The organism is Bacillus sp. (in: firmicutes) (genome assembly GCF_031983925.1).
Taxonomy (GTDB): Bacteria; Bacillota; Bacilli; order Bacillales; family Bacillaceae_G; genus Bacillus_A; species Bacillus_A pacificus.
Genome location: NZ_DALYZR010000001.1, coordinates 331442 through 358369 on the forward strand (window position 1 = coordinate 331442; position 26928 = coordinate 358369).

The following is a 26928-nucleotide window of genomic DNA, read 5'->3' on the forward strand; positions in this document are numbered from 1 at the left end:
TTACATCATACGAATTTTTTGTTCAAAGCTTTTTTTCATTTGTTTTTCATGTAAACCTGGTAAATCATAAATGACAGCATCAATCCCAGCTTCTTTTGCAATGTCAACGGGAATGACAGATGTATGTTTGTCTCCGTTATAAAAACAGAGAACTAAATCGGTATCTTCAATAATTTGTTTCACAAAAAACATATAATCAGATCGATAAATAGAGTCGGAAGGGTGATCAAAAGCAACATACTCGGCTCCGTGTGATTTTAAATAATCTACGATTTCTTGGAATTCATCTGTTACTGCTTGTAACGGTTGGAGCGTGTAAAGGCATAAATTTTGAGCGAGTCTTTCGTTTTCAACGAAAAAACGAAGTACCTCATTTTCAATAGATTTATAACATAATATGTAAATTTTATGTTTGTGAGCATAGTCAGTTAAAAATTTTTTGATTTCTTCTTGATCTAATGCTGTTAATTGATTTGAACCACAAAGAAAAATATTCATAGAATTGTGCCACCTCATGCTAAATTGTAACATATCTTCTATAAAAAATAACTGCAAAATATTAGTGTTCAGAGTATAATTATAAATAACTAGATTTTACGATTAACTTTTGGAAGAAATAAAAAAATAAATAGGTGATATATATGCTGCGTTCAATCTCGCATAATCCAATCTTATCGCATATACCGCCTGCTACTCAAATGCCGAAAGAAGCAAATGTCAGGACTGGACTTGCATTTTCGGATAATTTGCATGCAGATCCGAAAAAAGATAAGTTGTTAGAACAAATGGAAGCGTTTGTTGATAATATTGGAGAAATTAAAGAAAAAATCGAAATGGAATTAACACTTGATAACGTAATGGAATACAAAAATACAGTAAAATCATTTTTGAATTTTTACGTTGATAATGTATTGCAATATAAAGATGTCATGTCTCGTCATCCGCGTTATGGCTATTCACAGAAAATGACGATTGTAAAACAGGCGGAAATGGGATTGAATGAGTTAGAAGATGTTATGAACTTAATTAATACAAAAACAGGACATTTAGAAATGTTAAATCAAATTGGAGAAATCCACGGTTTAATTGTAAATTTAGTCTTGTAAAAGGGAAGGAAGCTATATGTATATACAATTATATGAAAAGCTCGTTATTATTCAAAAAGCATATGAAAACATTCAAACGCTTGGAGAACAAATATATGAGAATTTAAAAAATAAAAATGTAAATGCAGTTCAAAAGTTACAAGTAGAGCAATTGCAGTACATTGAAGGTTTAAAACAATTATCGAGATCATTTGAAGAAATGGTTGTTCAGTTTTGTAAAGAACAGGGAGTGGAATCATTTCGCGTAAGTGCGTTATTTTCGTATTTTTCTCAAGAAGAAATTGAGAAAATGGAAAAATTACAAAAAAACTTAATTAGATTAGAAGAAAATGTAAAAATGCTTCTTTTGAAAAATCAATATTACTTAAACGTACTATTAAAAACTACAGAAAGTATTGTGGATTCAGTTTCTGAATATAACTTAGAACGAAACAATAATTCGCAAATCTTTATGAATGAACTATTGTAAAGGGGAAGTGAAGCATTATGAGATTATCTGATTACAATACCCCGTTATCGGGTATGTTAGCGGCCCAAATGGGATTACAAACGACGAGACAAAACTTATCAAACATTCATACACCTGGCTATGTGCGCCAAATGGTGAATTACGGATCTGTTGGAGCGAGCAATGGCCATACGCCAGAACAGAGAATTGGTTATGGTGTACAAACGTTAGGTGTTGATCGTATTACAGATGAAGTGAAGACGAAACAGTTTAACGACCAATTATCTCAGCTCTCTTACTATAATTATAAGAACTCGGTTTTATCACGAGTAGAGTCTATGGTAGGAACGACAGGCAAAAACTCACTATCTAGTTTAATGGATGGATTCTTTAATGCTTTTCGAGAAGTTGCAAAAAATCCAGATCAATCAAACTATTATGATACGCTAATTTCTGAAACTGGGAAGTTTACAAGTCAGGTAAATAAACTTGCGAAAAATTTAGATTCAGTAGAAGCGCAGACGACAGAAGATATTGAAGCGCATGTCAATGAATTTAATCGTCTTGCTGACAGTTTAGCAGAAGCGAATCAAAAAATTGGGCAAGCTGGTACACAAGTGCCAAATCAACTTTTAGACGAACGTGACCGTATCGTTACAGAAATGTCTAAGTATGCCAATATAGAAGTATCTTATGAATCTATGAATCCTAATATCGCAAGTGTTAGAATGAATGGCGTTTTAACAGTGAATGGACAAGATACATATCCATTGCAATTAAATAAAACGAAAGAACCTATGTCTGTTGAAATTTACGGTTCGGAAATTCCTTTAACTAGTGGGGCAATAAAATCTGCAATCGATACGAAAGGGCAGATTGCTAGTTATAAGAAAAATCTTGAAGAGTTAATGGGTTCAGTGAAAAATCAAGTAAATACAGTGATGGGAAAAGACTTCTTCGTTGGAGATTATGCGAAAGAGTTGAAATTAAATCCAGAATTTGCGAATGATTTTTCGAAAATGAAAATATCTGCTGAAACTGCAAATAAATTGGCAGGAATTACAGATGAAGATTATAAAGATGGTCTTTCATATAAAAAAGCATTAGACCAATTCATAGTGAAGGTAGCATCTGATAAAAGTGAAGTGAACGGTTATCAAAAAATTCATGGAGACTTATTAGAAGGTATTCAGCAAGAAAAGATGAGTATCGAAGGCGTGAATATGGAAGAAGAAATGGTTAATTTAATGGCCTTCCAAAAATACTTCGTTGCGAATTCTAAAGCTATTACTACAATGAATGAAGTGTTTGATAGTCTGTTTTCAATCATTAGATAATGAGAGGTAAAAACAAAACCCTTTTCTTTTATGTTTGAAGAGAGGGCCAGCAGAGTGTAGAAGCGGTCGGTGCCTAATAGAGGACCTATCGGTGTGAGACCAGAGATATGGAGCGGGTGCCAGATAAAGTAGAAGAGGAAACAACCTTGATTTGAGAATGGAACGCTTTGTAGCGCCTTTTGTATAACGATGAATGAGAGGTAAAAGCGAAACCTTTTTCTTTTATGTTTGAAGAAAGAGCCAGCGGAGTATAGTTCTGGTTTCAGCTTCCAATCAATTTTCAATAGATAAAGGAGGAGATATAAATGAGAGTATCTACATTTCAAAATGCAAACTGGGCAAAGAACCAGTTAATGGATTTGAATGCCCAACAGCAATATCATCGAAATCAAGTAACTTCAGGGAAGAAAAATCTTCTTATGAGTGAAGATCCACTTGCAGCAAGTAAATCATTTGCAATTCAACATTCGTTGGCGAATATTGAACAAATGCAAAAGGATATAGCGGATTCAAAAAATGTGTTAAGTCAGACGGAAAATACATTGTCAGGTATTGTGAAATCTTTAACGAGAGCGGATCAATTAACAATACAAGCATTAAATGGACCAAATGGTGAAAAAGAATTAAAGGCAATTGGTGCCGAAATCGATCAAATTTTAAAACAAGTTGTATATTTAGCGAATACGAAAGAGCAAGGTCGTTATCTTTTTGGTGGAGATAGTGCAGAGAAACCTCCATTTGCGGATGATGGGACATACCAAGGTGGCGAAAAAGATGTAATGTGGAAGCTAAATGACGGTTATGAAATTAAAGCTTTTCGTAATGGTGAGAACTTACTAACTCCTGTTATTCAAACGTTAGTAAAGATGAAAGATGCGATGCAAAGTGGTGATCAAAAGGCGTTGCAACCGATTTTAACGGAAAATAAGAAAAACTTGGACGGTGTTATTAATCGTACAACAGAAGTGGGAGCAACGATGAACACTGTAGATACGTTTAAGACAATTTTAAGTGAGCAAAATCTAGCGCTTCAAGAAAATCGTAAAGAAATTGAAGATGTTGATTTAGCAGTAGCAATTTCTGACTTAGCTTATATTAATGCGACGTATGAAGCAACGCTTAAAGCGGTTAGCACGATGAGTAAAACGAGTATTTTAGACTACATGTAAAAAATAAGGAGTGAGAAATATGGCAGGAACGTTAACGGGTATTGGCGGTAGACAACAGATTTGGAACCTCGGTAATAATATGATCGATACTTCTAATTTCGTTGAATTAGAAATGAATGCGCTGGATATGAGAAAAACACCGTATACAAATGAAAAGAATAGCCTTTCACAAGATAAACTTTTATATACAAGTTTAAAATCGGAATTTAGTTCTTTCACGCAAACATTTAAAAATTTAGCGGCTTTTAAAGGGAATGAGAAAAAGGTAACAACATCACAAGACGGCTATATTAATGTAAAAGCTGATGGTGGTGCGATCGCTGGGACTTTTAATATGACGATTACAAAGCTTGCGCAGCGTCATCAAATAGCGTCTGACCAAATTGAAAATATAGATGCCAAGATTAATAGTGATGAAACATTAAAACTAGGTGGTAAAGAACTAAAAGTAACATCTGATATGACATATAAAGATTTAATTAATAAAATTAATGATGGAGATTACGGCGTATCAGCATATACACTTGGAAATAAAATTTTCATGACTTCAAAAAAAGAAGGCGAAGATGGAGTAATTAATTTTGAGGGGAACAAATCTTCATTATTTCAAAAAATAGGTTTAGCTAATGATGACGGCGTAGCGCTTCATGAAATCAATAGTGCGCAAAATGCTGAATATACGATTAATGGTATTAAAGGCGATAGCTCTACCAATACAGTTGAAGCCCTTCCAGGTGTGAAAATTGAATTATTAAAAGTAACTGAACAAACAGTAGAAGAAAAGCCAGTAGAAAAACCAGACGGGGAAAAAACAGAGGTTGATCCAAAGACAACAGAGGCGAAAGCAAAAGGGATAGAACTGAAGTTTACAGTAAGTGATTCAAATGTAACCGATGCATCAAATGTTATTAAAAAGATGGTTGCGGATTATAATAAAGCTGTTTCTACAGTAGATATTTTTGCTGGGAAAGGCGGGGCGTTCCAAGGCCAAACGATTATGCAAAGTGTACGCCAAGCGATGAATAGTGTCGTAACATTTTCTCAAGATGGTAATTACTTATTTTCATTTGGTATTCAATTAAAGCAAGATGGAACGATGGAAGTTAATGATGAAGCATTAACAAAAGCGTTAAAAGAGAAGCCGGATGCAGCGAAGCAATTTTTCTTTAGTTCTAACGGTTTAGGGAAAATGATGGAAGAACCACTTGATAAATTATTCGGTGATAAAGGTATCGTTGGAGAACGTGTGAAAAACATCGACTCACGTGTAAGTGATTTAGACAAAAAGATTAAAGATATTGAAGCACAAAACTTACAAAAACAAGATGAAATTGTGAAGAAGTATCAAAAACTAGAAAGTACATTAGCGGCGCTAGATAGCCAATTGAAAACAATTAAAGCAATGACAAAACAAAAAAGTGATGATTAATGAAAGTTGAGGAAGTGATCGTATGCAAGCATGGCAACGTTATATGCAAAATGATATTATGACGAGTAATCCGATTAAAAATACAATTTTTATTTATGAAAGATGCATTGTAGAGTTTCGTAATTTAGAAGAGCTTTTACATACTTTTAAACTACAAGAGGGAGATGCGCTTCTTGAGAAGTTAGAACGTATTTTTGAAGAATTAAAGCTTCAATTAAACCCTGAGATTACGAAAGATTTATATGATAGTCTTTATGGTTTATATGATTGGATTAGTGTTCAAATTCAAACGATGAAAGTAACACGTGAAGCGAAAGATATTGATGCGATTGTGAAAGTGTTACAAGATTTAATAGACGGTTATCGCGGAGCGCTTGAAAATGAACAATGATATTTATCGAGCATTTGTCGGTTGTTTTAATGAAATTGGTGAATTGCAAGTGTCAGATCAAGAGTTTGCTGAGAAGAGCGCGATGTTAAATCGCTGGATGATGACATTGGATGAAGAAACGCGCGCACAAGTTGCGGCAGAAGTAAGTCCATTTATTATTAAGGCAGCACAGCATATTCGAGATAAGCAAAAGATTTTGGAAGAAATGATTATGACAAATGATGGGCGAATGAAAGCAAATTCATTTTACGGTAAATATTAATTATAAAGTGTGGAAACGGATCCCCCTTATTAAAAGGGGATCCATTCCTTCATGTAAATGAAGAATTCCGCTGATTGAGGTTTCATTTTATGACTGTAAAAAATAGAAGTAATCTAAATAATGTAAAAATAATCTGCAGCTAGTCGTAAATATGTTGAAATATTATATAGATTACTACGCGTATACAGTTTTTTTGTATTCTTTTTTATATTTTTGTATTTTTCTAAAGACAACAATGTAAAAATGGAATAAAATATGTAAGGGTACATAATAGTTAATATTTTAATAAATACATATAAGAAATTAAATAATGAAGTGAAACTTCCATCAGTGGATTATTATGCCAAAATGATAAGTTAAAAAGGAAGGGTGTGGAGTATGCCAGATTTAGTGACTGATGTAAGCCATTATATGAATTATTTAGTGACGAAACGAAATACTGTTTCTAGTAATATTGCAAATGCGAATACACCTGGGTATAAAGCACAAGACGTTACATTTGCTGAGCAAATGAATAAAAGTAGTGCATTATATAAGAGTAATACTACGGATTTAAAGACTAATGCAGATTTATATCAAACGAATGAAATGCACTTACCGACAGTAAATACGAAAAATACATATGCGAAGATTCAAACGAAGTCAATGCAAACGAATAAAGATGGAAATAGTGTGGATGTAACGACAGAAATGCTAGATTTAATGAAAACAAACCAATTGTATGGGATTTCAATTAACGCAATTAATACACAATATGCAATTAACCAAGCAGCTCGCGGACGTTAATAGTAGAAGGAGAGACAACGATGTTTCAGGCAATTAATGCAAGTGGATCAGGGCTAACAACAGCGAGAAAATGGATGGAAGTTACTTCAAATAATATTGTAAATGCAAATACAACGGCGGCTCCGGGGGCAGATTTGTATGAGCGCCGTAGTGTAGTGCTTGAATCAAATAATAGTTTTGCGAATATGTTAGACAGTGCACCGACTAACGGGGTGAAAATAAAAAGTATTGAGGCAGACAAAACTGAAAACTTAGTGTATGATCCGACGCATCCGCATGCAAATGAAGAAGGGTATGTACGGTATCCGAATGTTGATGTGACTGCTGAAATGACAAATGTAATGGTTGCTCAAAAAATGTACGAAGCAAATACAAGTGTATTAAATGCGAATAAAAAAATGCTGGATAAAGATTTAGAAATCGGCCGAGGATAAAGGGGGAATAGGGGAAGATGAAAATCCAACCAATGTTACATACACAGCCATTTGGCGCGATTCAGTCAATTGGTGCACCGAAGAACACGCAAGCATCTGTAGTCGAGGGGAAGAAGTTTATCGATTTATTGGAAGATATGAATCAAACACAAAACAATGCGCAAACAGCTGTATATGATTTACTAACAAAAGGAGTAGGAGAAACACATGACGTTTTAATTCAGCAAAAGAAGGCTGAGTCTCAAATGAAAACGGCTGCTCTTGTACGTGATAATCTTATTGAAAATTATAAGTCACTAATTAATATGCAAATTTAGGAAAATGGACGGGTGTGTTTAAATGGAAAAGTTAAAAAATGTTTTCCAATCGTTAAAAACGTGGCATAAGTTAGTCATTGGTGCTGCGCTTTTAGCAATTGTAACAGGAGCACTTTTATACTTCACCTTGCCAGATAAATATGTTGTTGTATATCAAAATTTAAATGATGCAGACAAGCAAGAGATTACAGCAGAATTATCGAAGCTAGGTGTCGATTACCAATTAGCAGCCGATGGTTCGATTCGTGTGCAAAAGAATGATGCTCCATGGGTTCGAAAAGAAATGAATGGAATGGGCTTACCGTTTAACTCAAAAAGCGGTGAGGAAATTTTATTAGAAAGCTCGCTCGGTTCAAGTGAGCAAGATAAAAAAATGAAGCAAATTGTCGGTACGAAAAAGCAATTAGAGCAAGACATTGTAAGAAATTTTGCGACAGTTGAAACGGCAAATGTTCAAATTACATTACCTGAAAAAGAGACAATTTTTGATGAAGAAAAAGCAAAAGGAACAGCTGCAATTACGGTTGGTGTAAAGCGTGGTCAACTATTAACGGCTGATCAAGTTGCGGGTATACAGCAAATGATCAGTGCAGCAGTTCCTGGTGTAAAAGCAGAAGAAGTAAGTGTGATTGATAGTAAAAAAGGTGTTATCTCAAAAGGGGCAGATGAAGCACATGCTACTAGTTCCTCTTCTTATGAGAAAGAAGTAGAGATGCAGCACCAAATTGAAGGTAAATTAAAGCAAGATATCGATGCAACATTAATGACGATGTTTAAACCAAATGAATATAAAGTGAATACGAAAGTATCTGTAAACTACGATGAAGTTACACGTCAGTCTGAAAAATATGGTGATAAAGGTGTACTTCGTAGTAAACAAGAGCAAGAGGAAAGCTCTACTGCGCAAGAAGGTGCAGATACGAAGCAAGGCGCTGGTATTACAGCGAACGGCGAAGTACCAAATTACGGTACGAACAATAATCAAAATGGCAAAATTGTCTACGATAATAAAAATGGTAACAAAATCGAAAACTATGAAATAGATAAAACAGTTGAAACGATTAAGAAACACCCAGAGTTAACGAAAACAAATGTTGTTGTATGGGTAGATAATGATACGTTAGTAAAACGAAGAATTGATATGACAACTTTCAAAGAAGCGATCGGCACAGCTGCTGGGCTTCAAGCTGACCCGAATGGAAACTTTACAAATGGTCAAGTTAACGTTGTAACTGTTCAGTTTGATCAGCCGAAAGAAGAGAAGAAGAAAGAGCCAGAAGAAAGTGGTATAAACTGGTGGTTATTCGGTGGAATTCCAGCTGGTCTATTAGCGATTGGTGGTCTAGTATGGTTCTTATTAGCAAGACGTAAGAGAAAGAAAGAAGAAGAGGAATATGAAGAATACTTAGCAGAAGATGAAGTTGCTGCAAGTAGTGAAAGTATTATGGAAATTCCTGAAGAGAAAATAGTACCAGAGCCAAAACCTGAGCCAGAACAACCGAAAGAACCGACGTTAGATGAACAAGTGCAGGATGCTACGAAAGAACATGTAGAAGGTACTGCAAAAGTAATTAAAAAATGGTTAAACGGACAGTAAGGGAGGAACAACGATGTTAGATGAAATCTCCTCCAAAGAAAAAGCTGCCATCCTCATTCGTACATTAGATGAAGAGGTGGCAGCGAAAGTCATTGAATATATGACGGCTGAGGAAAAAGAAGTGTTGCTTCGTGAAATCGCGAAGTTTCGTGTATATAAACCAGAAACGTTAGAAAATGTACTAGGGGAGTTCTTATATGAACTAAATGTAAAAGAATTGAACTTAGTCACTCCAGATAAAGAGTACATTCGTCGCATATTTAAAAATATGCCAGAAGACGAGCTTGAAAAATTATTGGAAGACCTTTGGTACAACAAAGATAATCCATTTGAATTTTTAAATTCACTTACAGATTTAGAGCCACTTCTTACAGTGCTGAATGATGAATCACCACAAACAATTGCAATTATCGCTTCTTACATTAAACCGCAACTTGCTTCTCAATTAATTGAGAGATTGCCAGATCATAAGCGAGTAGAAACGGTAATGGGTATTGCGAAACTAGAACAAGTTGACGGTGAACTCATTAATCAAATTGGTGAGCTATTAAAAGCAAAATTAAATAATATGGCATTTAGTGCAATCAATAAAACAGACGGCTTAAAAACAATTGTGAACATTTTAAATAACGTTTCACGAGGCGTTGAAAAAACAGTCTTTCAAAAGCTGGATGAAGTTGATTATGAGTTATCTGAGAGAATTAAAGAAAATATGTTTGTCTTTGAAGACTTACTTGGTCTTGAAGATCTTGCGCTTCGCCGTGTATTAGAGGAAATTACAGATAACGGTGTCATTGCAAAAGCGCTTAAAATTGCAAAAGAAGAAATTAAAGAGAAATTATTTACATGTATGTCTTCAAACCGTAAAGAGATGATTCTGGAAGAATTAGATGGCTTAGGACCACTTAAGATGACAGATGCTGAGAAAGCGCAGCAAATGATTACAGGTACGGTGAAAAAGCTAGAGAAAGAAGGAAGAATTATCGTTCAAAGAGGTGAAGAGGATGTCCTTATTTAAAAACAGAATTCCGAAGAATTCTGTTTCTTTTTCTAAAGAAACGTATGAATTACAATTTCCAAAACCAATACCAATTCACGTAGAAGAAGAAATACAAGTAGATCATGAAGAACTTCTTGCGCAGCAACAATCGTTACATGTTGAACTAAATCAGCTAAGGCAAGAGCAGCAAATATTAGAACGAGAGCGTCAGCAGCTATTACATGATCAAGAACAATTTCAAATGCACGTTCAGCAGCAGATGAAAGAAATAGAATCGGCACGTCAGCAGTTTCAAAAAGAGCAACAAGAAACTGCATACGAATGGACAGAATTATTATGGGATCAATCTTTCCAACTAGCAGAAAAAATTGTGAATCAAGCAGTAGATACTAGATTGCTTGATGTGTTACCTATTTTAACTGGCATCGTTCAAACGTTACCTACTTCGTTTGAAAAACTAGTTATTACCGTACATCCAGAAACGTTTGAACGTATTCAAGAAGAGAAGGAAAATACGAAAGAATATTGGTTGCTACAATTAGTAGAATGGAAATATGATTTCTCCTTACAGTTCGGTGAATTTGTTCTAGAAGAGGAGAAAGAGTTCTTTGAATTTAAGTTTGCACCTATATTTGCGAAACTTCGCCAGAAATGGGAAGAAGAGAAGTTATTTGAGGAGCAAAATGTATGAATCGACTATTAATGAATGAAAACCAAAAATGGAATACATTTATTGAAACACCGTTTTATACGAAAGTCGGTAAAGTTCATAGTGTGCAAGAGCAGTTTTTCGTAGCGAAGGGACCGAAGGCGAAAATCGGTGATGTTTGTCTCGTTGGAGAACATAGCGTCTTATGTGAAGTAATTGCAATTGAAAAAGAGAACAATATGTTACTCCCGTTTGAACAGACAGAAAAAGTATGTTACGGAGATTCCGTTACATTAATTGCAGAAGATGTTGTTATACCTCGTGGTAATCATTTACTCGGAAAAGTGTTAAGTGCAAATGGCGAAGTGTTAAATGAGAACGCTGAAAACATTCCGCTGCAAAAAATAAAACTAGATGCTCCGCCTATTCATGCGTTTGAACGTGAAGAGATTACTGACGTATTTGAAACGGGAATTAAATCCATTGATTCTATGCTAACAATTGGTATCGGTCAAAAGATTGGTATTTTCGCTGGGTCTGGTGTTGGGAAATCTACTTTACTCGGCATGATTGCGAAAAATGCAAAAGCGGATATAAACGTTATTAGTTTAGTAGGAGAACGTGGCCGAGAAGTAAAAGATTTTATTCGAAAAGAATTAGGCGAGGAAGGTATGAGGAAAAGCGTCGTTGTTGTAGCGACGTCAGATGAAAGTCACCTTATGCAACTTCGCGCTGCTAAGCTTGCGACATCTATTGCGGAATACTTCCGAGACGAAGGCAATAACGTACTACTTATGATGGACTCTGTTACTCGTTTTGCAGATGCGCGTAGAAGTGTTGATATTGCTGTTAAAGAGTTACCGATTGGTGGTAAAACACTTTTAATGGAAAGTTATATGAAGAAGCTGTTAGAGCGATCTGGGAAAACACAAAAGGGGTCTATAACAGGTATTTACACTGTACTCGTTGATGGAGACGATTTAAATGGTCCTGTACCAGATTTAGCACGTGGTATTTTAGATGGACATATTGTATTAAAACGTGAACTTGCAACGCTCAGTCATTATCCTGCTATTTCCGTGCTAGACTCAGTAAGTAGGATTATGGAAGAAATCGTTTCACCAAATCATTGGCAACTTGCAAATGAAATGAGAAAAATTTTATCTATTTATAAAGAAAATGAATTGTATTTTAAATTAGGAACGATTCAAGAAAATGCAGAAAATGCTTATATTTTTGAATGTAAAAATAAAGTAGAAGGTATAAATACATTTTTAAAACAAGGTCGATCAGATCGTTTCCAATTTGCTGATATTGTTGAAGCAATGCACCATATAGTATAAGACCTTGCGCCATGCAGGTCTTATTTTTTTGTTTTTTAATATTTCACAGATTTTTTTGGAAAAAAACTATATAATAGAAAAAGAGAGCGTTATAATAGGAAGGGGCTATAAAAACAGGTGGATAAGCAACAGTACGATACGATAAAATTGCAAATAAATCAAGAAAAAGAACAGATCTTGAAAGAAGTGTATGAATTAACAGCTGAAAAAAGAAAAATAGAACAAAAAAAAGAATATGATTTATATGTTGTAAAATCGCGTAGTAAAGTCGTACAAACTGGACAGCGTATTATGGCTGGCATGCTTTCGTCACATACGTTTTCACCTGAAAGAATAGAAGAATGGAATCGGAAAATTAAAAAAACGGAAGATTTTATTCAAAAAAATGAAAGCCTTTTAGAACAAGTAAAAGAAAAAGAACGTGTCATTGATGAGATGTATCAAGAAGATTGTAGAAAGCTTGCGAAAATACGAGAAAAGCAGGAAGAAAAAATGCTTCTTGATTTGAAAATGTGTATGAATGGATGAGGTGAATGTAGTGATACAGTCTGTATTACCGGTGCAACAAAGTTTACCTCCGCAAAAAGAAAAAGGGCTAGAAGTACAATCTAAAAGTGAAGATTCTTCATTCGATCATGCGATGAGAATGGAAAACAAAAAGCGGCCGAAAACGGAGAAAACAAAGCGAGAAGATGCACCAGAAGATAGAAAAGAAAACATTCTTTCTAAAAAACCGGAAACGAAAGAAGAGCCAAGTGTAAAGAAAGAAGAAAAAAAAGAGACAGAACAGTTATTGTTAGCTGTATCTGAGCAAATGGTTGCAATTGAGCAATTACGCGTGCAGCCAGAATTGTTATATCAATACATACAAAAAATACAAGAGCTATATAAAGAATATGGAAATATAAAACTTAACGAATTACCTGCAGGTGAATTACAACAATTACAAGAACTTCTTTCCAATATGAATATCAAAAATGCTATATGTTTAGAAGATACAATGCAAATGGTTTTAGACAAAGTGAAGATGCCAGAGCAAATGATGCAAATATTGAACGTTGTAGAAAAAGAAACTTGTAATATTGCAAAAAAACAAGAAGAATTCAAAGACTTAGATGTAGATTTTCCGAAAGCTGAGAGTGAAGATGTCAAGGTAGAGTTGCCAGAAGGTGATGTATTCAACGATTCGAATTCTGCCGGTGCGGAGTTATTAAATAAAGCGACGAGTACTGATCAAATAGGAAAATCCAATAGTGGCGCTGAGAAAGTTTCATTGCCTGACTTAGGAAAGAAAATGGAAGCACAAGTAGAAGCCTTGCAAAAGTTTGTAGTGAAACAAGAACGTGTGTTATTTCAGTTAAATCCAGAAAAACTTGGTACATTAACAGTGTTTATGAAAAAACATGGAGATCAAATTGATGTTCATGTGGAAATGGAAAAACACGATGCGAAGAAACGTGTTGAAATCATTTTTGATGAATTGAGACTGAAGTTAAAAGAAAAAGAAATCAATATTCAAATTAGCTATTCAGATAAAGATGAAAATCGTAAAGAACAGCGAGAACAAGAGCAAAGGCAAAAGCAGCAATTAGCAAGTACGAAACATGAGAAACAAGAATCAAAAGAATTTGCGGGATTATTGGAGGAATAAAGCGTGCCAACAGTTGGATTAAATACAACGAGTACAAATCATATTCCGTTGCAAGCAGGAGCGCAGAATAGGAACGCACCTGTTAACGGTGCACAACCGGCAGTAGGGCAAATGAATGGAGTATCAGCAGGAGAACAAAAAACTCCTGGAGTAATGGGAAAAGATGATTTTCTGAAATTGTTTTTATCGAGTTTCCAGCACCAAGATCCATTTAATGCGATGGATATGAATCAAATGATGAACCAAACAGCGCAGTTATCTCTTATGGAACAAGTGCAGAATATGACAAAGGCAGTTGACTCTTTAAGAACGACAATGTATTCGACAGCGCTTGATGGTGGAATGAAGTTTTTAGGGAAGTACGTAAGAGGTATTGACGGTGACGGTAAAAAAGTAACTGGTCAAGTAGAGACAGTTCGCCTTGCAGAAAATAACGATGTACAGCTCGTTATTGATAATAAAATTGTATCCCTTCGTTTCGTTGAGAGAGTGTCTGATAAACCAATTGGAGAAACGAATCCAGAAGATGCGAAGAAAGACGATCAAAAAGTAGCGGAAGAAGAAAAAACTACAAATTCATAAGGAGTGTCCATATATTATGATTAAAGCGTTATATACAAGTATTACAGGAATGAATGCAACACAAAATGCACTAAGTGTAACTTCAAATAATATCGCCAATGCACAAACGGTTGGTTATAAAAAACAAAAAGCTATGTTCGATGATTTACTGTACAACAATTCAATTGGTGCGAAAGGCGACGATAGATACGCAGGGACGAACCCGAAAAGTATTGGTAACGGTGTGAAAATGAGCGGAACGGTGACGGATTATACCGATGGTACAATTACGTTAACTGGTGGTAAAACACAAGCGGCAATGGAAGGTAATGGTTTCTTCGTTGTAGGTGATTCAAAAGCTGGAAATATGGAATTTACACGTAAAGGAACATTTACAATATCTTCAGATTACTATATTACGAATACGGAAGGGCAATATGTATTCGCTTATCCAGCAGATCCATCAACTGGTAATGTTGATTTATCTGGTATCCCAGGACCATTGCAAGTTCCAATGGGATCAGCAATCGGTGGTATTCGAACGTCAAAAGGAGTCGTTGGAGGGAACATTCCAGCAGATGCAAAACAGATTACGCAAGAATTGCCTGTATACGATAATGCCGGTAATACATGGACAATGCGCGTGGAGTTTAAACAAGATGGTGAACATAATTATAAATATAAAGTATATATGCGTAACGAATCGAAAAAAGAAACAGCGTTTAACGAGGTTAATGGCGCAGGTGGTGAGGTGAAATTCGATGCGGTAGGGAAGCCGGATCCGGTAAACCCTGAAGCGAATATTCCCTTTAATGGTGGAACAGTAAAAATAGATTTTAGTAAATTAACAAACCACCCGACAGAGAAAACATTAGCAGTAACAGATGTAGATGGTAGAGCAGCAGCGACTGTAAAAGATTGCTTTATTGCTGACGGTGGATATGTGATGGTAAAATACTCGGATGGAAGTATGAAAGCTGCGGGTCAATTAGCTGTTGCAATGTTCCCGAACGAAGGCGGCTTAATGAAAACTGGTAATGGTAACTATACAGCGACGAATACAACTGGTATTTTAGCAATGGGTGTATCTGGTCAAAATGGTGCAGGAAAAGTACGTGGTAGTGCACAAGAAGGTGCAAACGTAGATTTATCTGTAGAATTCGTTGACTTAATGTTATACCAACGTGGATTCCAAGGAAATGCGAAAGTAATTAAAATTTCAGATGAAGTATTAAACGAAGTTGTAAACTTAATTCGATAATATATAATAAAGAAAAATTGTAATGTAGTAGAAAGGGTTTTTTATTCGTATGACAAGACAAGAGCGAATTTTACAATTGCCTTTTTTCGAAAATAAACGTGAACTTGCCGAGCAAGTGTTAAAAATGGAACGAGAAGAGCATGTATATTTACCAGATCAATTTGAAATTAAGCAAGTGCCTCCCTATTCATTTGGTGAAAAACAAGCAATCATTGGCCGTATTCATGAATTTTATTTCGTAAGTGTTGGTAGTGAGGGCGAGTGGAAGTATCAACTGTTTAAAGATGAGATGAAGTGCCGTGAGTTTTTTGTTACGTTGCCAGATATCGCGGATCAGCAGATAGCATTCTGGTTCAATAACATCGAGTTACTGAAAAGATCTTAAAAAAGATTTTAAAAGCTCTTAAAAGCTCTTAAAAGCTCTTTTTTATGTTTTGAGAGAGGGTCGAGCCGTATGTGGTAGCGGTTGTGGCTTATGTGGTGCTCGACCGTTGTTTGAAGACCAGAGATATGTAGAGTTACTAGGGTAGTTTAAATAGATTTAAGCGAAGTGTAGTATGAATAATGCTCGTGGTCTTAACGTGTTTGATCGACTAATAAGTTTATTTGTGGCGATAGATTTCTATAAAAGGAGAGGTGAGGAGGATGGCGCTGAATAAGTATCGCGTTACATTCATTTCGCCGAGTGAGGTTGAGCAGCGGACTGTCATGACGGCGAGTAGTTTGCCAGATTTAATTCGTAAAGTAGAGAGTATTATTGCTGATTCGAACGGTTATTTTGTAAATGATAAAAAAAATAATTGCTATTTTAAAGTGATTAAAGAAAATGTTACATTCATTCAATATGAGTTGCTATTTTCAGATAAAGAGATTCATATTGAAAAATTAAAACATATAGCACCGGCAGTATTAAAGCGATTATTTGAAAAAATAAATGATCCGGAACTATATGCACTTGCGCTACTGGATGTTGATATAGCAACGAAAGAATATGTGCTAGAAGTAATGAATGCAGAGTTAAGAATAAGAGTAGAAACAGAGCTTTCGAAAAAATGGGAAGCGATGCCGACAGAAATTGTAGGAGCGCAAGAAGTGCTATTAGAAGCACTTGCTTCGTTTATACAAGAGTAATTGTCTTTTCAAATAAAGAAATGAATCGTTCGACTATCTATATTTTTTATATAGGTAGTTGACTTTTTCGTTTTAATAAAGCTTAATAATTAGATATACGGAAATAATGAAAGGGGAGCGACACCTTTATGTCACAAGCACAAAGTATTTTATTAGAAAGCGGAACAAATGAATTAGAGATTGTTACATATACTGTTGGTGAAAACCTATTTAGTATTAACGTAATGAAAGTACGTGAAATCATTAATCCATTCCCTGTTACAACTGTGCCAGAATCTCATCATGCAGTTGAAGGTGTTGTTCAAGTACGCGGTGAAATTTTACCAGTTATTAACTTAGCGACAGCTCTTAATTTAAAATCAACAAAGCCACTTGATCAAACGAAATTTATCATTTCAGAATTAAACCAAATGAAAGTGATTTTCCGCGTTGATGAAGTGCATCGTATTCAACGTATTTCTTGGGAGCAAATTGATGAACCAGCTTCATTATCTATGGGACTAGAAGAAACGACATCTGGTATTGTAAAACTAGATGGAAAAATCATCTTACTATTAGATTACGAGAAAATTGTATGTGAAATTAGCGGTACTGGTTATGATAATAAATCACTTTCAAAATTAGAACAAAAAACAGATCGTGGTGAAAAAATTATTTATATTGCGGAAGATTCAGCAATGCTTCGTCAAATATTAGAAGAAACATTATCATCAGCTGGATATACGAAAATGAACTTCTTCAGCAATGGTGCAGAAGCGTTAGCGCAAATTGAAAAGCTAGCGAAAGAGCAAGGAGAAAAAATGTTTGAACATATTCACATGTTAATTACGGATATTGAAATGCCGAAAATGGATGGACACCATTTAACGAAAGTAATTAAAGATAGTGAAATTATGAATCGTTTACCAGTCGTTATTTTCTCTTCCTTAATTACAAATGAATTATTCCATAAAGGTGAAGCGGTAGGAGCAAATGCGCAAGTAAGTAAGCCAGATATTCAAGAGTTAATCGGCTTAGTAGATAAGTTAGTGTTGTAAAAGATTTTTAAAAGCACTTTTTTGCTTGAATAGAAGCTTTAGCCATGTGTGGCAGCGGTTAGTGCCTAATAGAGCCCTATGCCATGTTAAGACTAGAGATATGTAGCGGGTTTTTTAGGTAAGTGGAAGAAGTGGGGCAGTGAGAGTGGTGGTGGCGGTTAAGCCACACGCGATGTGAGGTTTTAATTGAAGATTTGTAGATTCTACTTATAACTCTATTATTTTAGTGGAGAGAAGGGAACTAACCGTGTGTAGTATTGGTTAGTTCCTTTTTAGTGTTTTATACTCTATATAGGTGGAAAGATGGAGTGTTTGTGGTTGTATGTATGAAAAATCTTCATTTGAAGATTTTTGATTTGAAAATATAAAAATGTATCTTTGGATTTTTTTAGTAATATTTCGTGATAACGCAAATTTTTTCGGTGAAATTACATTCTAAATACCATATAATATAATTAAAAGTGATTAATATGCAATTGTGCATATTAATGAAAAAATCTTTTTCTATTTCTATACTTTCTATACATTTTTGTATGTTTATTATTTGACAGACAATTTCGAAATGTTATAATATGGATATGTAAAAATTGCTATTTTCTGAAAAGACATGGGAGTCAGATGAGAATTGTGAAAGGATGAGGGGGAGTGGCACAGATTATGTATCACCACACAGCAATCAATGTATTAAGTCTCTTACAAAACATGTCAAATAATAAAATGAACGATATGCAACTAGAAGCGGAATTTAAAAAAATAGAAAAACAATTCCAAGTAAAATATGAAGAACTAGTTGATTTACATAATAGAATGGTATTATTTCAAATAGATGTAGAAAAACATGGCGGGATGCGAGCATATGAAAAATCAACGATCACATGGCTCAAGTCTGAACTAGAGTTACTGTATGAAGTGTATCAATTTTGCCAACGTCACGGTTTAAACATTATTAATATTTCAAAGTATGTTAGTAAAAACGAACTAAATCTTTTCCCGAAAACAGAAAGTCAGTTACAAAATACGTATTACAAATTAAAAAAACGTGAAATACCGTTTGAAAATATTGAAAAACAAAAACCTGGACGCAAGCGCAAATATATACCTGTAAAAGAAGCTAATGTTGCAACGAAAAAAGAAAACAACCAAGTATTAAAAGAGGAAATCCAGCATAAAGAGAGTGAAAAAAGCCTCGTAACAGTTATATCTGGTATCGTTGATAACTTTGAGACAATTAGTCAACATAGTGAAAGAAAAGAAGATGAACTGCATCAGTTTATGGAAGGGATTTATAAGCTTTCTAACATGGCTGCAGGGCATTTCAAAGAAGAGTCGAATAGGAGTAGTCTGGAGAGTGAATTACAAGCGTTAAAATTAGAAAATGAAAGGTTAAAACGAGAAAAAGAAGAGCTTGTACAAGATGTGAAAGATATGACGCAACATTTAATTAGTTTTATTAAAAGTTCGGATGTCAATCAAATTCGTAAATTACCAACCTTCGTACAAGAATGCAAAATAGAATTAAATAAGCTAGGTTTATATAACGCACAAGACGGAAAGATGAAAATAAGAATCGACCGTAGAGGACAAGTTATGACGGTAGCGCCATAGAAGTATTGAGTGAAAAATAAAAGGGAAGTACATAGTTTATATGTATTTCCCTTTTGTTTTTGTATGGAATCGTTTTAAAGAGTGAAATGATAATTATGACTGCAGTAATTTAGAAACCATTTGTGGTATTTGATTTGCTTGTGAAACTATACTAAGTGCAACTTCAGTTAACAATTTATATTTTAAAAAGTCACTCATCTCCTGCGCCATATCCGCATCCTCAATTCGGGAAGCAGCATCTGTTAACGCTGTACTTTGGCTATTTAAATTTTCGATATTAAATTGCAGACGGTTAATCATAGCCCCGAGATCGGCACGGTGAAGTGATACATTTTGTAAAGCTTCTTCAATTTTACGAATCGCCGCTCTTGCTTCTTTTTCTGTTGAAATGTTGATGTCATGTTGTGTAGGGGAAGGGGGAATATGTTTCGTTACATTTACTGTATGACCAATATCATCTAACGTAACAGGCCGGTTTTGACCGTCGAAAACGGATAAATCATTAAACTCAGTCGTCTCATCAATATAGCCAATTTGTTCTGTTAAAGATTGAAACTCATTATTTAGTGAATTACGGTTTTTATTTAAATTTGTACCATTTGCAGATTGAACAGCTAAATCACGCATACGCTGTAAAACATTCGTCACAGTTTGAAGTGCAGCTTCCGCTGTACGTAGCATCGATATCGCATCCTCATTATTTCGAATCGCCACGCGCATACCACTCGCTCTCGCATGCATACGAGTTACAATCGCAACATTTGCTGGATTGTCAGAAGCATGATTTAACTTCTTACCAGTCGCCAAATGCTCCATAGCAACATTCATACGTTTTTCATTCTCATATAGCGATTGCCTAGCATTCATACTTAAAACATTCGTACCAATACGCATAATAGACACTCCTTATAGATTGATATAGTCGGTATCTCTTAATCTAATAAACAGCTATGAACAGAAAAAGAGACTTATGCTTATCTTCTAGTTGTGTTTTAACATGAGAGGGGATAAAGATAGGCACTGACCGCTTCTACGCCACGCGGATGCTCTCTCCCATCAAAAAAAGGAAGGTTTTACAAAAAATAAACCTCTCCGCAAGCAGAGAGGTTTATTCATGAAACTAACTCAAATGGCTTATTGTAATAATTTAGAAACCATTTGTGGAGTTTGGTTTGCTTGAGAAAGCATGCTGATTCCAGCTTCGTTCAAGATTTTGAATTTAGTCATTTCAGACATTTCTTTCGCCATGTCAGCGTCTTCGATTTGAGAAGCGGCTGAAGCCATGCTAGCAGATTGGCTCTTAAGGTTGTTTACGTTAAAGTCAAGACGGTTTAATGTAGCACCTAGAGTTGCACGGTTGTCAGCAATTGTTTTTAGTGCTTCGTCAATTTTATCAACAGCAACTAATGATTTTTCAGTTGTACCAGCTGTTTTAGCCTTTTCATAAGTTTCAACTAAAACTTTTGCAGCCTTATTAGCAGTGATATCTTTATTTAGTTCAGTTTCAGCTGCTTCAAATCTTGATTTTGATGAAATATCATTTTTATTTGCCTCATAAGCAGTTTTAGCTTCAAGGTATTCTTTAGCAATATCATTACCTAATGCATTTGATTTAGCAGTTTCATATTTAGTAACTAAATCTGCAGCAGCTGTAGATTTAGTAGACTGTTCTTTAGCAGCTGTATACTCAGCTTCTTTAGTTTTAGTAGTTGTTAATTTTTTCTCATATCCATCAACTAAGACTTTTGCATTATCATTAAGAGCTGTTGTAGCAGCGTCTAACTCCGCGGCTTTAGCTGCATAAGTTGCATCAGTTGGTTTCAGAGTTGCTAAAGTTGCTTTCGCTTCAATATATTCTTTAGCTAATTGAGCATCATTTTTAGATGGTGTATCTTTAGCTGCGGCATCAATTTCTTTTTTAGCAGCATCAGAAGCATCTTTAGCAGCATCGAAAGCATCTTTAGCTGTAATTGTAGCTTTAGCAAGTGTATTTTCGGTAGCGCCTACTGTTAAATCTTTAATGCCCAATGCTTCAAGAGTAGCAGATTTTAAATCAATAGAAATTTGTTTAGATTGATCTGCTGAGTCAAGAGTTTGAATGCTAATGCTAGGGTTTGATCCATCTAAAAGGTTTTTGTCGTTAAATTGTGTGTTTCCAGCGATGTAATCAATTTGTTTTTGTAATTCACCAAACTCTTTTTGTAGTGCAGCTTGGTTTTTGTCAGTGTTCGTACCATTCGCAGATTGGTTCGCAATGTCACGCATACGAAGTAAAATGTTAGATACTGAGTTCATTGCTGAATCAGCTGTACGGATTAACGCCATACCGTCTTGTGTGTTGTTCGCAGCAACACCTAATCCGCTTTCACGTGCACGCATACGAGTTGCGATTGCAAGACCTGCTGCATCGTCAGAAGCGTTGTTGATACGTTTACCGCTTGATAAACGGTCCATAGCGTTGCTCATTTTAGCTTGGTTTTGGCGCATGTATTCTTGCGTACGCATGCTATTAATGTTTGTATTAATTCTCATGTTAAGAACCCCCATTTTTTTATATTGAGTTTTCTGCAAATTGAAAAACGGTAATATGCAAAAAAAACAATTTCGAATTTATTGTAAGCCTTGCTATAATGGGTGTCAACTGAAAATTTGAATTAATAAATATAAAAAAATAACAGTTTAACAATTTAGTCGTTTTTTTATTACAATATAATTGCAAAGGATTATTGCAAACTTTACGAAAAAACTCTAATATTAGATTATCTTTGTTTACCGAAAAGGTGATATTATGGTAGTTGGAAATATAGTAAAAGAAGTACTTGCATATAAAAAAGGACAGTTTCAGCAAAAGTTAAGTAGTCCGGAGGCTTTCGTTAGTACTCGCTTTCAAGAAAAGTTGCAGAGCGAACCTATGAAGGAGACGAAGGCTACTACGCAGCCGGCTAAAGTAGAAGATATGAGTCAGCCGGTACAATCTACGAAAATAGAAGCGGTTGTGAATAAACCGGAAGCATCTATTCATAAAGTAGAGGAAGTAAGTAAGCCGGAAGAAAAGCCTGAAACGAAGAAAGTTGATGACGTGCAAGTCGCGCAAAAAGAGTTTGAACGACGTTTCCCGGAAACGAAAAATGAGGCAGTTGATACGTGGGGATTAACGAAGAAGTATAATATTCAAAAAATACGTTCTTCAAATGAAGGGAAGTATGAGGATATTATAGGTAGAGTAAGTCGTACATACGGAATTCCGAAAACGTTAATTCAAAAAATGATTGAAGTAGAGTCTGATTTTAATCCGAAAACGGTGTCGCATGCAGGGGCGATGGGACTTATGCAGCTTATGCCGGCGATTGTAAAAGAGATGGGTATAAAAAATCCATTTTCACCAGCTGAAAGTATTGAAGGCGGCGTGAAAGAGTTGAGCGGTTATTTAAAGAAAAATAACGGTGACTTAGTATTGGCGCTTGCTTCTTATAATGCTGGTCCTGGTAATGTGAGAAAGTACGGAGGCGTACCTCCATTTAAAGAAACGCAAGGATATATTAAAAAAATATTAAATATCGACGTTTCAAAATAAGAGATTTCATTATATAGAGAGAACATGAAATTTTCGTGAACATGATATGGGAGTGGCTAGATTGAAATTACAAGATGATATTCCGTTAACAATTTATTTTGAAATCGGAAATACGAAAAAGAAAATTGAAGATCTGCTTCATATTACGAAAGGTACATTGTATCGTCTTGAAAATTCAACGAAAAATACGGTGCGTCTTATGCTTGAGAATGAAGAGATTGGAACCGGAAAGATTTTGACGAAGAATGGAAAAATGTACGTTGAAATCGTTGAATTGAAAAGGTAGGGAAGGGGATTTTCATGAGTGGCGATAAATTAAGCCAAGAGCAAATTGATGCCCTGCTGAAGGCGGTAAATGAAGGCGAGGAAATGCCAGCTTTCGCACAAGAAGCAGGGAAGCAAGATAAATTTCAAGAGTATGATTTTAATAGACCGGAGAAGTTCGGTGTTGAACATTTACGTAGCTTGCAAGCGATTGCTTCTACGTTTGGTAAACAGACGTCACAGACGTTATCTGCGCGTATGCGTATTCCGATTGACTTAGAGCCTTCGACAGTGGAGCAAGTTCCATTTACGAGTGAGTATGTGGAGAAAATGCCGAAAGATTACTATTTATATTGCGTCATTGATCTCGGACTTCCAGAGCTTGGAGAAATTGTTATTGAGATTGATTTAGCATTTGTTATTTACATTCATGAGTGCTGGCTTGGCGGAGATAGTAAGCGTAATTTTACGATGCGTAGACCACTGACGGCATTCGAGTTTTTAACGCTTGATAATATATTTGCGCTTCTATGCAAAAATTTAGAGCAATCGTTTGAAAGTGTTGTGGCAATTAAACCGACATTTGTAACGACAGAGACAGATCCGAATGCACTTAAGATTACGACAGCGAGCGATATTATTTCATTACTGAACGTAAATATGAAAACGGATTTTTGGAATACGACAGTGCGCATCGGGATTCCGTTCTTATCTGTTGAAGAAATTATGGATAAGTTAACGTCTGAAAATATTGTCGAACATTCTTCAGATAAGCGTAAAAAGTATACGTCTGAAGTGGAAGTGAAAGTAAATCAAGTGTATAAACCAGTTCACGTTGCCATTGGTGAGCAGAAGATGACGATGGGCGAGATTGAACAAATTGAAGAAGGCGATATAATTCCGCTTCATACGAAAGTTTCGGATGAATTGCTTGGTTTTGTAGATGGAAAGCATAAATTTAATTGTTTTATTGGAAAAGATGGAACGCGTAAGGCGCTCTTATTTAAAAGTTTTGTAGAGTAGGAGGATCCATATGAAGCATGAAGTATCTCCTGTGTCATTAATGGGGTTAGAAGAATTTGCAGGAAAGCGAAATGAAGCAAGTAAAGCACATATTGATACTGTTTCAGATATTTCGATTGAACTTGGTGTAAAGCTTGGGAAAACATCTATTACGCTCGGTGATGTGAAACAGTTAAAAGTGGGCGATGTTCTGGAAGTAGAGAAAAACTTAGGACATAAAGTAGATGTGTATTTAAGTAATATGAAAGTTGGCATTGGAGAAGCGATCGTAATGGACGAGAAGTTCGGTATTATCATTTCTGAAATTGAAGCTGACAAGAAGCAAGCTGCGCTTATGAAAGCGCAAAGTCAAATGCAAGATAAAGAGTAGAGGAGGAGTCATATGTCGTATATGACGACCTTATTTCAAGTCGTTTTACTGTTTGGTGCGCTCGGCTACGGTGCATATTTTATGACGAAAAAGACACGCAAACAGCAGTTTTTTAAACAAGGTGAAAATGGCCACATTCAAGTGAAAGACGGCGTGTATTTAAATCATCAAACGAGCGCCTTTTTATTTGAAGTAGATGGCAAGCAAGTGTTCACTGTTATTAGTAATAACGGTGTACAATCTGTGCAATTAACAGGAACAGGAAATCAGTTTCAACAAGCGCTAGAAGACGCGGTGAAGAGTGAAACGAAAAAAGTAGAGGATCCATCATGAGAATAAAGAAACAGTTATCATTATTAGCCGTTATTTTCGTATTTTCTATCGTTTTTTCAATTATTTTTGTAAATCCAGCGTATGCAGCCCAAAACGGTTTTATTAATTTCGAAAATGGAAAAGAGTTTACGAGTAATTCAAGTGTACAATTATTTGCGCTCGTTACCCTTTTATCATTATCTTCATCTATCGTTCTATTATTTACACATTTTACTTATTTTATGATTGTTCTTGGGATTACACGTCAAGGACTTGGGGTAATGAATTTGCCACCGAACCAAGTGCTCGTTGGACTTGCCTTATTTTTATCACTCTTTACGATGCAGCCTGTTCTTGGGCAACTAAAGAGCGATGTGTGGGATCCGATGACGAAAGAGAAAATAACGGTAAGCCAAGCTGCGGAAACGACAGCGCCGATTATGAAAGAGTATATGTCAAAGCATACATATAAGCATGATTTAAAAATGATGCTAAAAGTACGCGGAGAAGAGTTGCCGAAAGATTTAAAAGATCTTTCCTTATTTACGCTCGTACCATCCTTTACGTTAACGCAAATCCAAAAGGGGTTATTAACAGGGATGTTCATTTATTTAGCGTTTGTATTTATAGATTTGATTATTAGTACACTTTTAATGTACCTCGGGATGATGATGGTACCGCCGATGATTTTAAGTTTACCGTTTAAAATACTCGTTTTCGTATATTTAGGTGGATATACAAAAATCGTCGACATTATGTTTAAAACGGTCGCCTGAAGCGTTTGATGCTATGTGATAGGAGTCATATAAATGAATACGTCACCAATTATAGATATTTTTCAAACCTTTTTTTATAAAGGGGTTATGATTTTAATGCCGGTTGCCGGCGTAAGTATGATTGTCGTTATTATTATCGCAGTCATTATGGCGATGATGCAAATTCAAGAGCAAACGCTGACGTTTTTACCGAAAATGGCGAGTATTGTACTCGTTATTATCATTTTAGGTCCTTGGATGTTTCAAGAGTTAACGACGCTTATTTTAGATTTATTTGATAAAATTCCATCGCTATTGCGTTCGTACTAAGATAGGTGGACTGAAATGAATATGGAATTATGGGCGGCGACGTTTTTTGCGTTTTGCCGCATTACTTCATTTTTATATTTTTTACCGTTTTTCTCTGGTCGATCTATTCCAGCTATGGCGAAGGTTACAGTTGGACTTGCCCTTTCCATAACAGTTGCCGATCAAGTTGATGTCTCTCACATAAAGACAACTTGGGACGTAGCAGCTTATGCAGGTACGCAAATTGTAATTGGATTATCACTTTCAAAAATTGTAGAAATGCTGTGGAACATTCCGAAAATGGCCGGGCATATTTTAGACTTTGATATCGGTTTATCACAAGCAAGTTTGTTTGATGTAAATGCAGGCTCACAGTCTACTTTACTATCAACCATTTTTGATATATTTTTTCTCATTATTTTTATTTCACTTGGCGGCATTAATTATTTCGTTGCCACGATTTTAAAGTCGTTTCAATATACAGAGGCGATTTCAAAATTGTTGACGACTAGTTTTTTAGATAGTCTACTCGCAACGTTATTATTTGCGATCACATCAGCGGTTGAAATTGCACTTCCGCTTATGGGAAGTTTATTCATCATTAACTTTGTTTTAATTTTAATCGCAAAAAACGCTCCGCAATTAAACGTTTTTATGAATGCGTATGTGATTAAAATTACGTGTGGTATTTTGTTTATTGCAATGAGTGTACCGATGCTCGGTTATGTGTTTAAAAATATGACGGATGTATTGCTTGAGGAATATACGAAACTATTTAATTTTTTCTTAACGAAGTAGGGGGACGCA

General features: G+C 35.4%; 32 protein-coding genes and 1 pseudogene. 30 read left to right on the forward strand and 3 right to left on the reverse strand.

The annotated features are described in order from the left end of the window. Positions 1–498: a flagellar motor switch protein FliG gene (locus RTP99_RS01840; protein ID WP_001020115.1), complete on the reverse strand. Its 498-nt coding sequence runs from the start codon at positions 496–498 to the stop codon at positions 1–3. A gap of 143 nt (positions 499–641) precedes the next feature. Here RTP99_RS01840 and RTP99_RS01845 point away from each other — a divergent pair, with 143 nt between their 5' ends. From RTP99_RS01845 to RTP99_RS01950, 22 genes are all read left to right on the forward strand, one after another. Then, the gene (locus RTP99_RS01845) at positions 642–1106 is read left to right on the forward strand and encodes a YaaR family protein (protein WP_000946323.1); all 465 of its coding nucleotides are present in this window, start codon (positions 642–644) and stop codon (positions 1104–1106) included. Positions 1107–1122: 16 nt separating this feature from the next. After that, entirely contained in the window at positions 1123–1575 is a 453-nt protein-coding gene (locus tag RTP99_RS01850) for a hypothetical protein (RefSeq protein ID WP_000275908.1), read from the forward strand. A 17-nt stretch (positions 1576–1592) separates the two neighbouring features. Continuing rightward, a complete protein-coding gene (flgK, locus tag RTP99_RS01855) occupies positions 1593–2891 on the forward strand; it encodes a flagellar hook-associated protein FlgK (RefSeq protein WP_001239726.1) in 1299 nt (432 codons plus the stop codon). 305 nt (positions 2892–3196) lie between these two features. Further along, positions 3197–4060, forward strand: coding sequence for a flagellar hook-associated protein 3 (locus tag RTP99_RS01860; protein WP_001266388.1), 864 nt, complete (start codon positions 3197–3199; stop codon positions 4058–4060). A gap of 19 nt (positions 4061–4079) precedes the next feature. After that, positions 4080–5489, forward strand: a complete 1410-nt coding sequence (locus tag RTP99_RS01865) for a flagellar hook-associated protein 2 (RefSeq protein WP_000929239.1) — start codon at positions 4080–4082, stop codon at positions 5487–5489. A gap of 22 nt (positions 5490–5511) precedes the next feature. Further along, positions 5512–5880, forward strand: coding sequence for a flagellar export chaperone FliS (locus RTP99_RS01870; RefSeq protein ID WP_001149522.1), 369 nt, complete (start codon positions 5512–5514; stop codon positions 5878–5880). Next, positions 5870–6142: a hypothetical protein gene (locus RTP99_RS01875; protein WP_001058070.1), complete on the forward strand. Its 273-nt coding sequence runs from the start codon at positions 5870–5872 to the stop codon at positions 6140–6142. The genes RTP99_RS01870 and RTP99_RS01875 overlap by 11 nt, the downstream gene beginning before the upstream one ends. A gap of 378 nt (positions 6143–6520) precedes the next feature. Further along, positions 6521–6928, forward strand: coding sequence for a flagellar basal body rod protein FlgB (gene flgB, locus RTP99_RS01880; RefSeq protein ID WP_001113122.1), 408 nt, complete (start codon positions 6521–6523; stop codon positions 6926–6928). Positions 6929–6948: 20 nt separating this feature from the next. Further along, a complete protein-coding gene (gene flgC / locus RTP99_RS01885; RefSeq protein WP_000484677.1) occupies positions 6949–7362 on the forward strand; it encodes a flagellar basal body rod protein FlgC in 414 nt (137 codons plus the stop codon). A gap of 17 nt (positions 7363–7379) precedes the next feature. Beyond that, positions 7380–7679 (forward strand): flagellar hook-basal body complex protein FliE, encoded by a 300-nt coding sequence (gene fliE, locus RTP99_RS01890; RefSeq protein ID WP_000701665.1) that lies wholly within the window; start codon positions 7380–7382, stop codon positions 7677–7679. Between the two features lie 22 nt (positions 7680–7701). Then, on the forward strand, positions 7702–9276 hold the full coding sequence (gene fliF, locus RTP99_RS01895; protein ID WP_000413179.1) for a flagellar basal-body MS-ring/collar protein FliF: 1575 nt from the start codon (positions 7702–7704) through the stop codon (positions 9274–9276). A gap of 13 nt (positions 9277–9289) precedes the next feature. Beyond that, positions 9290–10294 (forward strand): flagellar motor switch protein FliG, encoded by a 1005-nt coding sequence (gene fliG / locus RTP99_RS01900; RefSeq protein ID WP_000883351.1) that lies wholly within the window; start codon positions 9290–9292, stop codon positions 10292–10294. After that, positions 10281–10967, forward strand: a complete 687-nt coding sequence (locus RTP99_RS01905; RefSeq protein WP_046646885.1) for a FliH/SctL family protein — start codon at positions 10281–10283, stop codon at positions 10965–10967. The genes fliG and RTP99_RS01905 overlap by 14 nt, the downstream gene beginning before the upstream one ends. After that, positions 10964–12268, forward strand: coding sequence for a flagellar protein export ATPase FliI (locus RTP99_RS01910; RefSeq protein WP_001080960.1), 1305 nt, complete (start codon positions 10964–10966; stop codon positions 12266–12268). The genes RTP99_RS01905 and RTP99_RS01910 overlap by 4 nt, the downstream gene beginning before the upstream one ends. Positions 12269–12385: 117 nt before the next feature. Beyond that, positions 12386–12796 (forward strand): hypothetical protein, encoded by a 411-nt coding sequence (locus RTP99_RS01915; RefSeq protein WP_000360871.1) that lies wholly within the window; start codon positions 12386–12388, stop codon positions 12794–12796. Then, a complete protein-coding gene (locus RTP99_RS01920; protein ID WP_000344728.1) occupies positions 12789–13919 on the forward strand; it encodes a flagellar hook-length control protein FliK in 1131 nt (376 codons plus the stop codon). Before RTP99_RS01915 ends, RTP99_RS01920 begins: the two co-directional genes overlap by 8 nt. Before the next feature lie 3 nt (positions 13920–13922). After that, positions 13923–14501 (forward strand): flagellar hook assembly protein FlgD, encoded by a 579-nt coding sequence (locus RTP99_RS01925; RefSeq protein WP_001143467.1) that lies wholly within the window; start codon positions 13923–13925, stop codon positions 14499–14501. Positions 14502–14517: 16 nt separating this feature from the next. Next, positions 14518–15741, forward strand: a complete 1224-nt coding sequence (locus RTP99_RS01930) for a flagellar hook protein FlgE (protein ID WP_000588316.1) — start codon at positions 14518–14520, stop codon at positions 15739–15741. 49 nt (positions 15742–15790) lie between these two features. Continuing rightward, on the forward strand, positions 15791–16126 hold the full coding sequence (locus RTP99_RS01935; protein WP_000198181.1) for a DUF3964 family protein: 336 nt from the start codon (positions 15791–15793) through the stop codon (positions 16124–16126). A gap of 260 nt (positions 16127–16386) precedes the next feature. Then, the gene (locus tag RTP99_RS01940; protein ID WP_001197056.1) at positions 16387–16872 is read left to right on the forward strand and encodes a hypothetical protein; all 486 of its coding nucleotides are present in this window, start codon (positions 16387–16389) and stop codon (positions 16870–16872) included. Positions 16873–17000: 128 nt separating this feature from the next. Then, positions 17001–17909 (forward strand): chemotaxis protein, encoded by a 909-nt coding sequence (locus RTP99_RS01945; protein WP_000075952.1) that lies wholly within the window; start codon positions 17001–17003, stop codon positions 17907–17909. Positions 17910–18566: 657 nt separating this feature from the next. Then, positions 18567–19514, forward strand: coding sequence for a DNA-binding domain-containing protein (locus tag RTP99_RS01950; protein ID WP_000274722.1), 948 nt, complete (start codon positions 18567–18569; stop codon positions 19512–19514). A gap of 93 nt (positions 19515–19607) precedes the next feature. Here RTP99_RS01950 and RTP99_RS01955 read toward each other — a convergent pair whose 3' ends face one another. Both RTP99_RS01955 and RTP99_RS01960 read right to left on the reverse strand, forming a co-directional pair. Next, positions 19608–20408: a flagellin N-terminal helical domain-containing protein gene (locus tag RTP99_RS01955; protein WP_001219700.1), complete on the reverse strand. Its 801-nt coding sequence runs from the start codon at positions 20406–20408 to the stop codon at positions 19608–19610. A gap of 240 nt (positions 20409–20648) precedes the next feature. Continuing rightward, complete coding sequence (locus RTP99_RS01960) at positions 20649–22046, reverse strand: flagellin N-terminal helical domain-containing protein (protein WP_001222346.1); 1398 nt, start codon at positions 22044–22046, stop codon at positions 20649–20651. Between the two features lie 424 nt (positions 22047–22470). Between RTP99_RS01960 and RTP99_RS01965 the strand changes: the two are divergent. The 8 genes and pseudogenes from RTP99_RS01965 to RTP99_RS02000 form a co-directional block, all read left to right on the forward strand. Beyond that, positions 22471–23067, forward strand: a pseudogene (locus tag RTP99_RS01965) (lytic transglycosylase domain-containing protein); the annotation flags it as partial. An 82-nt stretch (positions 23068–23149) separates the two neighbouring features. Continuing rightward, positions 23150–23374 carry a flagellar motor switch protein FliN gene (locus RTP99_RS01970; RefSeq protein ID WP_000775712.1) on the forward strand — a complete coding sequence of 75 codons (225 nt, stop codon included), beginning with the start codon at positions 23150–23152 and terminating at the stop codon, positions 23372–23374. Positions 23375–23388: 14 nt separating this feature from the next. Further along, on the forward strand, positions 23389–24375 hold the full coding sequence (gene fliM, locus RTP99_RS01975) for a flagellar motor switch protein FliM (RefSeq protein WP_000012187.1): 987 nt from the start codon (positions 23389–23391) through the stop codon (positions 24373–24375). Between the two features lie 10 nt (positions 24376–24385). Next, positions 24386–24745: a flagellar motor switch protein FliN gene (fliN, locus tag RTP99_RS01980; protein ID WP_000680025.1), complete on the forward strand. Its 360-nt coding sequence runs from the start codon at positions 24386–24388 to the stop codon at positions 24743–24745. Positions 24746–24757: 12 nt separating this feature from the next. Next, on the forward strand, positions 24758–25078 hold the full coding sequence (locus RTP99_RS01985; RefSeq protein WP_000121170.1) for a hypothetical protein: 321 nt from the start codon (positions 24758–24760) through the stop codon (positions 25076–25078). Beyond that, positions 25075–25833 (forward strand): flagellar type III secretion system pore protein FliP, encoded by a 759-nt coding sequence (locus RTP99_RS01990; protein WP_001220586.1) that lies wholly within the window; start codon positions 25075–25077, stop codon positions 25831–25833. The genes RTP99_RS01985 and RTP99_RS01990 overlap by 4 nt, the downstream gene beginning before the upstream one ends. 33 nt (positions 25834–25866) lie before the next feature. After that, on the forward strand, positions 25867–26142 hold the full coding sequence (locus tag RTP99_RS01995; RefSeq protein ID WP_001098085.1) for a flagellar biosynthetic protein FliQ: 276 nt from the start codon (positions 25867–25869) through the stop codon (positions 26140–26142). A 15-nt stretch (positions 26143–26157) separates the two neighbouring features. After that, positions 26158–26919: a flagellar biosynthetic protein FliR gene (locus tag RTP99_RS02000; RefSeq protein WP_001055716.1), complete on the forward strand. Its 762-nt coding sequence runs from the start codon at positions 26158–26160 to the stop codon at positions 26917–26919. Positions 26920–26928 lie beyond the last annotated feature (9 nt).

Coding starts and splice junctions, on each gene's coding strand:
- RTP99_RS01920 (WP_000344728.1), top strand. CDS start 12,789: ATGGATGAGGTGAATGTAGTGATACAGTCTGTATTACCGGTGCAACAA.
- flgB (WP_001113122.1), top strand. CDS start 6,521: ATGCCAGATTTAGTGACTGATGTAAGCCATTATATGAATTATTTAGTG.
- RTP99_RS01905 (WP_046646885.1), top strand. CDS start 10,281: ATGTCCTTATTTAAAAACAGAATTCCGAAGAATTCTGTTTCTTTTTCT.
- RTP99_RS02000 (WP_001055716.1), top strand. CDS start 26,158: ATGAATATGGAATTATGGGCGGCGACGTTTTTTGCGTTTTGCCGCATT.
- RTP99_RS01870 (WP_001149522.1), top strand. CDS start 5,512: ATGCAAGCATGGCAACGTTATATGCAAAATGATATTATGACGAGTAAT.
- RTP99_RS01960 (WP_001222346.1), bottom strand. CDS start 22,046: ATGAGAATTAATACAAACATTAATAGCATGCGTACGCAAGAATACATG.
- flgK (WP_001239726.1), top strand. CDS start 1,593: ATGAGATTATCTGATTACAATACCCCGTTATCGGGTATGTTAGCGGCC.
- RTP99_RS01950 (WP_000274722.1), top strand. CDS start 18,567: ATGTATCACCACACAGCAATCAATGTATTAAGTCTCTTACAAAACATG.
- fliN (WP_000680025.1), top strand. CDS start 24,386: ATGAAGCATGAAGTATCTCCTGTGTCATTAATGGGGTTAGAAGAATTT.
- fliF (WP_000413179.1), top strand. CDS start 7,702: ATGGAAAAGTTAAAAAATGTTTTCCAATCGTTAAAAACGTGGCATAAG.
- flgC (WP_000484677.1), top strand. CDS start 6,949: ATGTTTCAGGCAATTAATGCAAGTGGATCAGGGCTAACAACAGCGAGA.
- RTP99_RS01945 (WP_000075952.1), top strand. CDS start 17,001: ATGTCACAAGCACAAAGTATTTTATTAGAAAGCGGAACAAATGAATTA.
- RTP99_RS01910 (WP_001080960.1), top strand. CDS start 10,964: ATGAATCGACTATTAATGAATGAAAACCAAAAATGGAATACATTTATT.
- RTP99_RS01995 (WP_001098085.1), top strand. CDS start 25,867: ATGAATACGTCACCAATTATAGATATTTTTCAAACCTTTTTTTATAAA.
- RTP99_RS01930 (WP_000588316.1), top strand. CDS start 14,518: ATGATTAAAGCGTTATATACAAGTATTACAGGAATGAATGCAACACAA.
- RTP99_RS01865 (WP_000929239.1), top strand. CDS start 4,080: ATGGCAGGAACGTTAACGGGTATTGGCGGTAGACAACAGATTTGGAAC.
- fliE (WP_000701665.1), top strand. CDS start 7,380: ATGAAAATCCAACCAATGTTACATACACAGCCATTTGGCGCGATTCAG.
- RTP99_RS01850 (WP_000275908.1), top strand. CDS start 1,123: ATGTATATACAATTATATGAAAAGCTCGTTATTATTCAAAAAGCATAT.
- fliG (WP_000883351.1), top strand. CDS start 9,290: ATGTTAGATGAAATCTCCTCCAAAGAAAAAGCTGCCATCCTCATTCGT.
- RTP99_RS01875 (WP_001058070.1), top strand. CDS start 5,870: ATGAACAATGATATTTATCGAGCATTTGTCGGTTGTTTTAATGAAATT.
- RTP99_RS01935 (WP_000198181.1), top strand. CDS start 15,791: ATGACAAGACAAGAGCGAATTTTACAATTGCCTTTTTTCGAAAATAAA.
- RTP99_RS01845 (WP_000946323.1), top strand. CDS start 642: ATGCTGCGTTCAATCTCGCATAATCCAATCTTATCGCATATACCGCCT.
- fliM (WP_000012187.1), top strand. CDS start 23,389: ATGAGTGGCGATAAATTAAGCCAAGAGCAAATTGATGCCCTGCTGAAG.
- RTP99_RS01840 (WP_001020115.1), bottom strand. CDS start 498: ATGAATATTTTTCTTTGTGGTTCAAATCAATTAACAGCATTAGATCAA.
- RTP99_RS01940 (WP_001197056.1), top strand. CDS start 16,387: ATGGCGCTGAATAAGTATCGCGTTACATTCATTTCGCCGAGTGAGGTT.
- RTP99_RS01985 (WP_000121170.1), top strand. CDS start 24,758: ATGTCGTATATGACGACCTTATTTCAAGTCGTTTTACTGTTTGGTGCG.
- RTP99_RS01860 (WP_001266388.1), top strand. CDS start 3,197: ATGAGAGTATCTACATTTCAAAATGCAAACTGGGCAAAGAACCAGTTA.
- RTP99_RS01990 (WP_001220586.1), top strand. CDS start 25,075: ATGAGAATAAAGAAACAGTTATCATTATTAGCCGTTATTTTCGTATTT.
- RTP99_RS01955 (WP_001219700.1), bottom strand. CDS start 20,408: ATGCGTATTGGTACGAATGTTTTAAGTATGAATGCTAGGCAATCGCTA.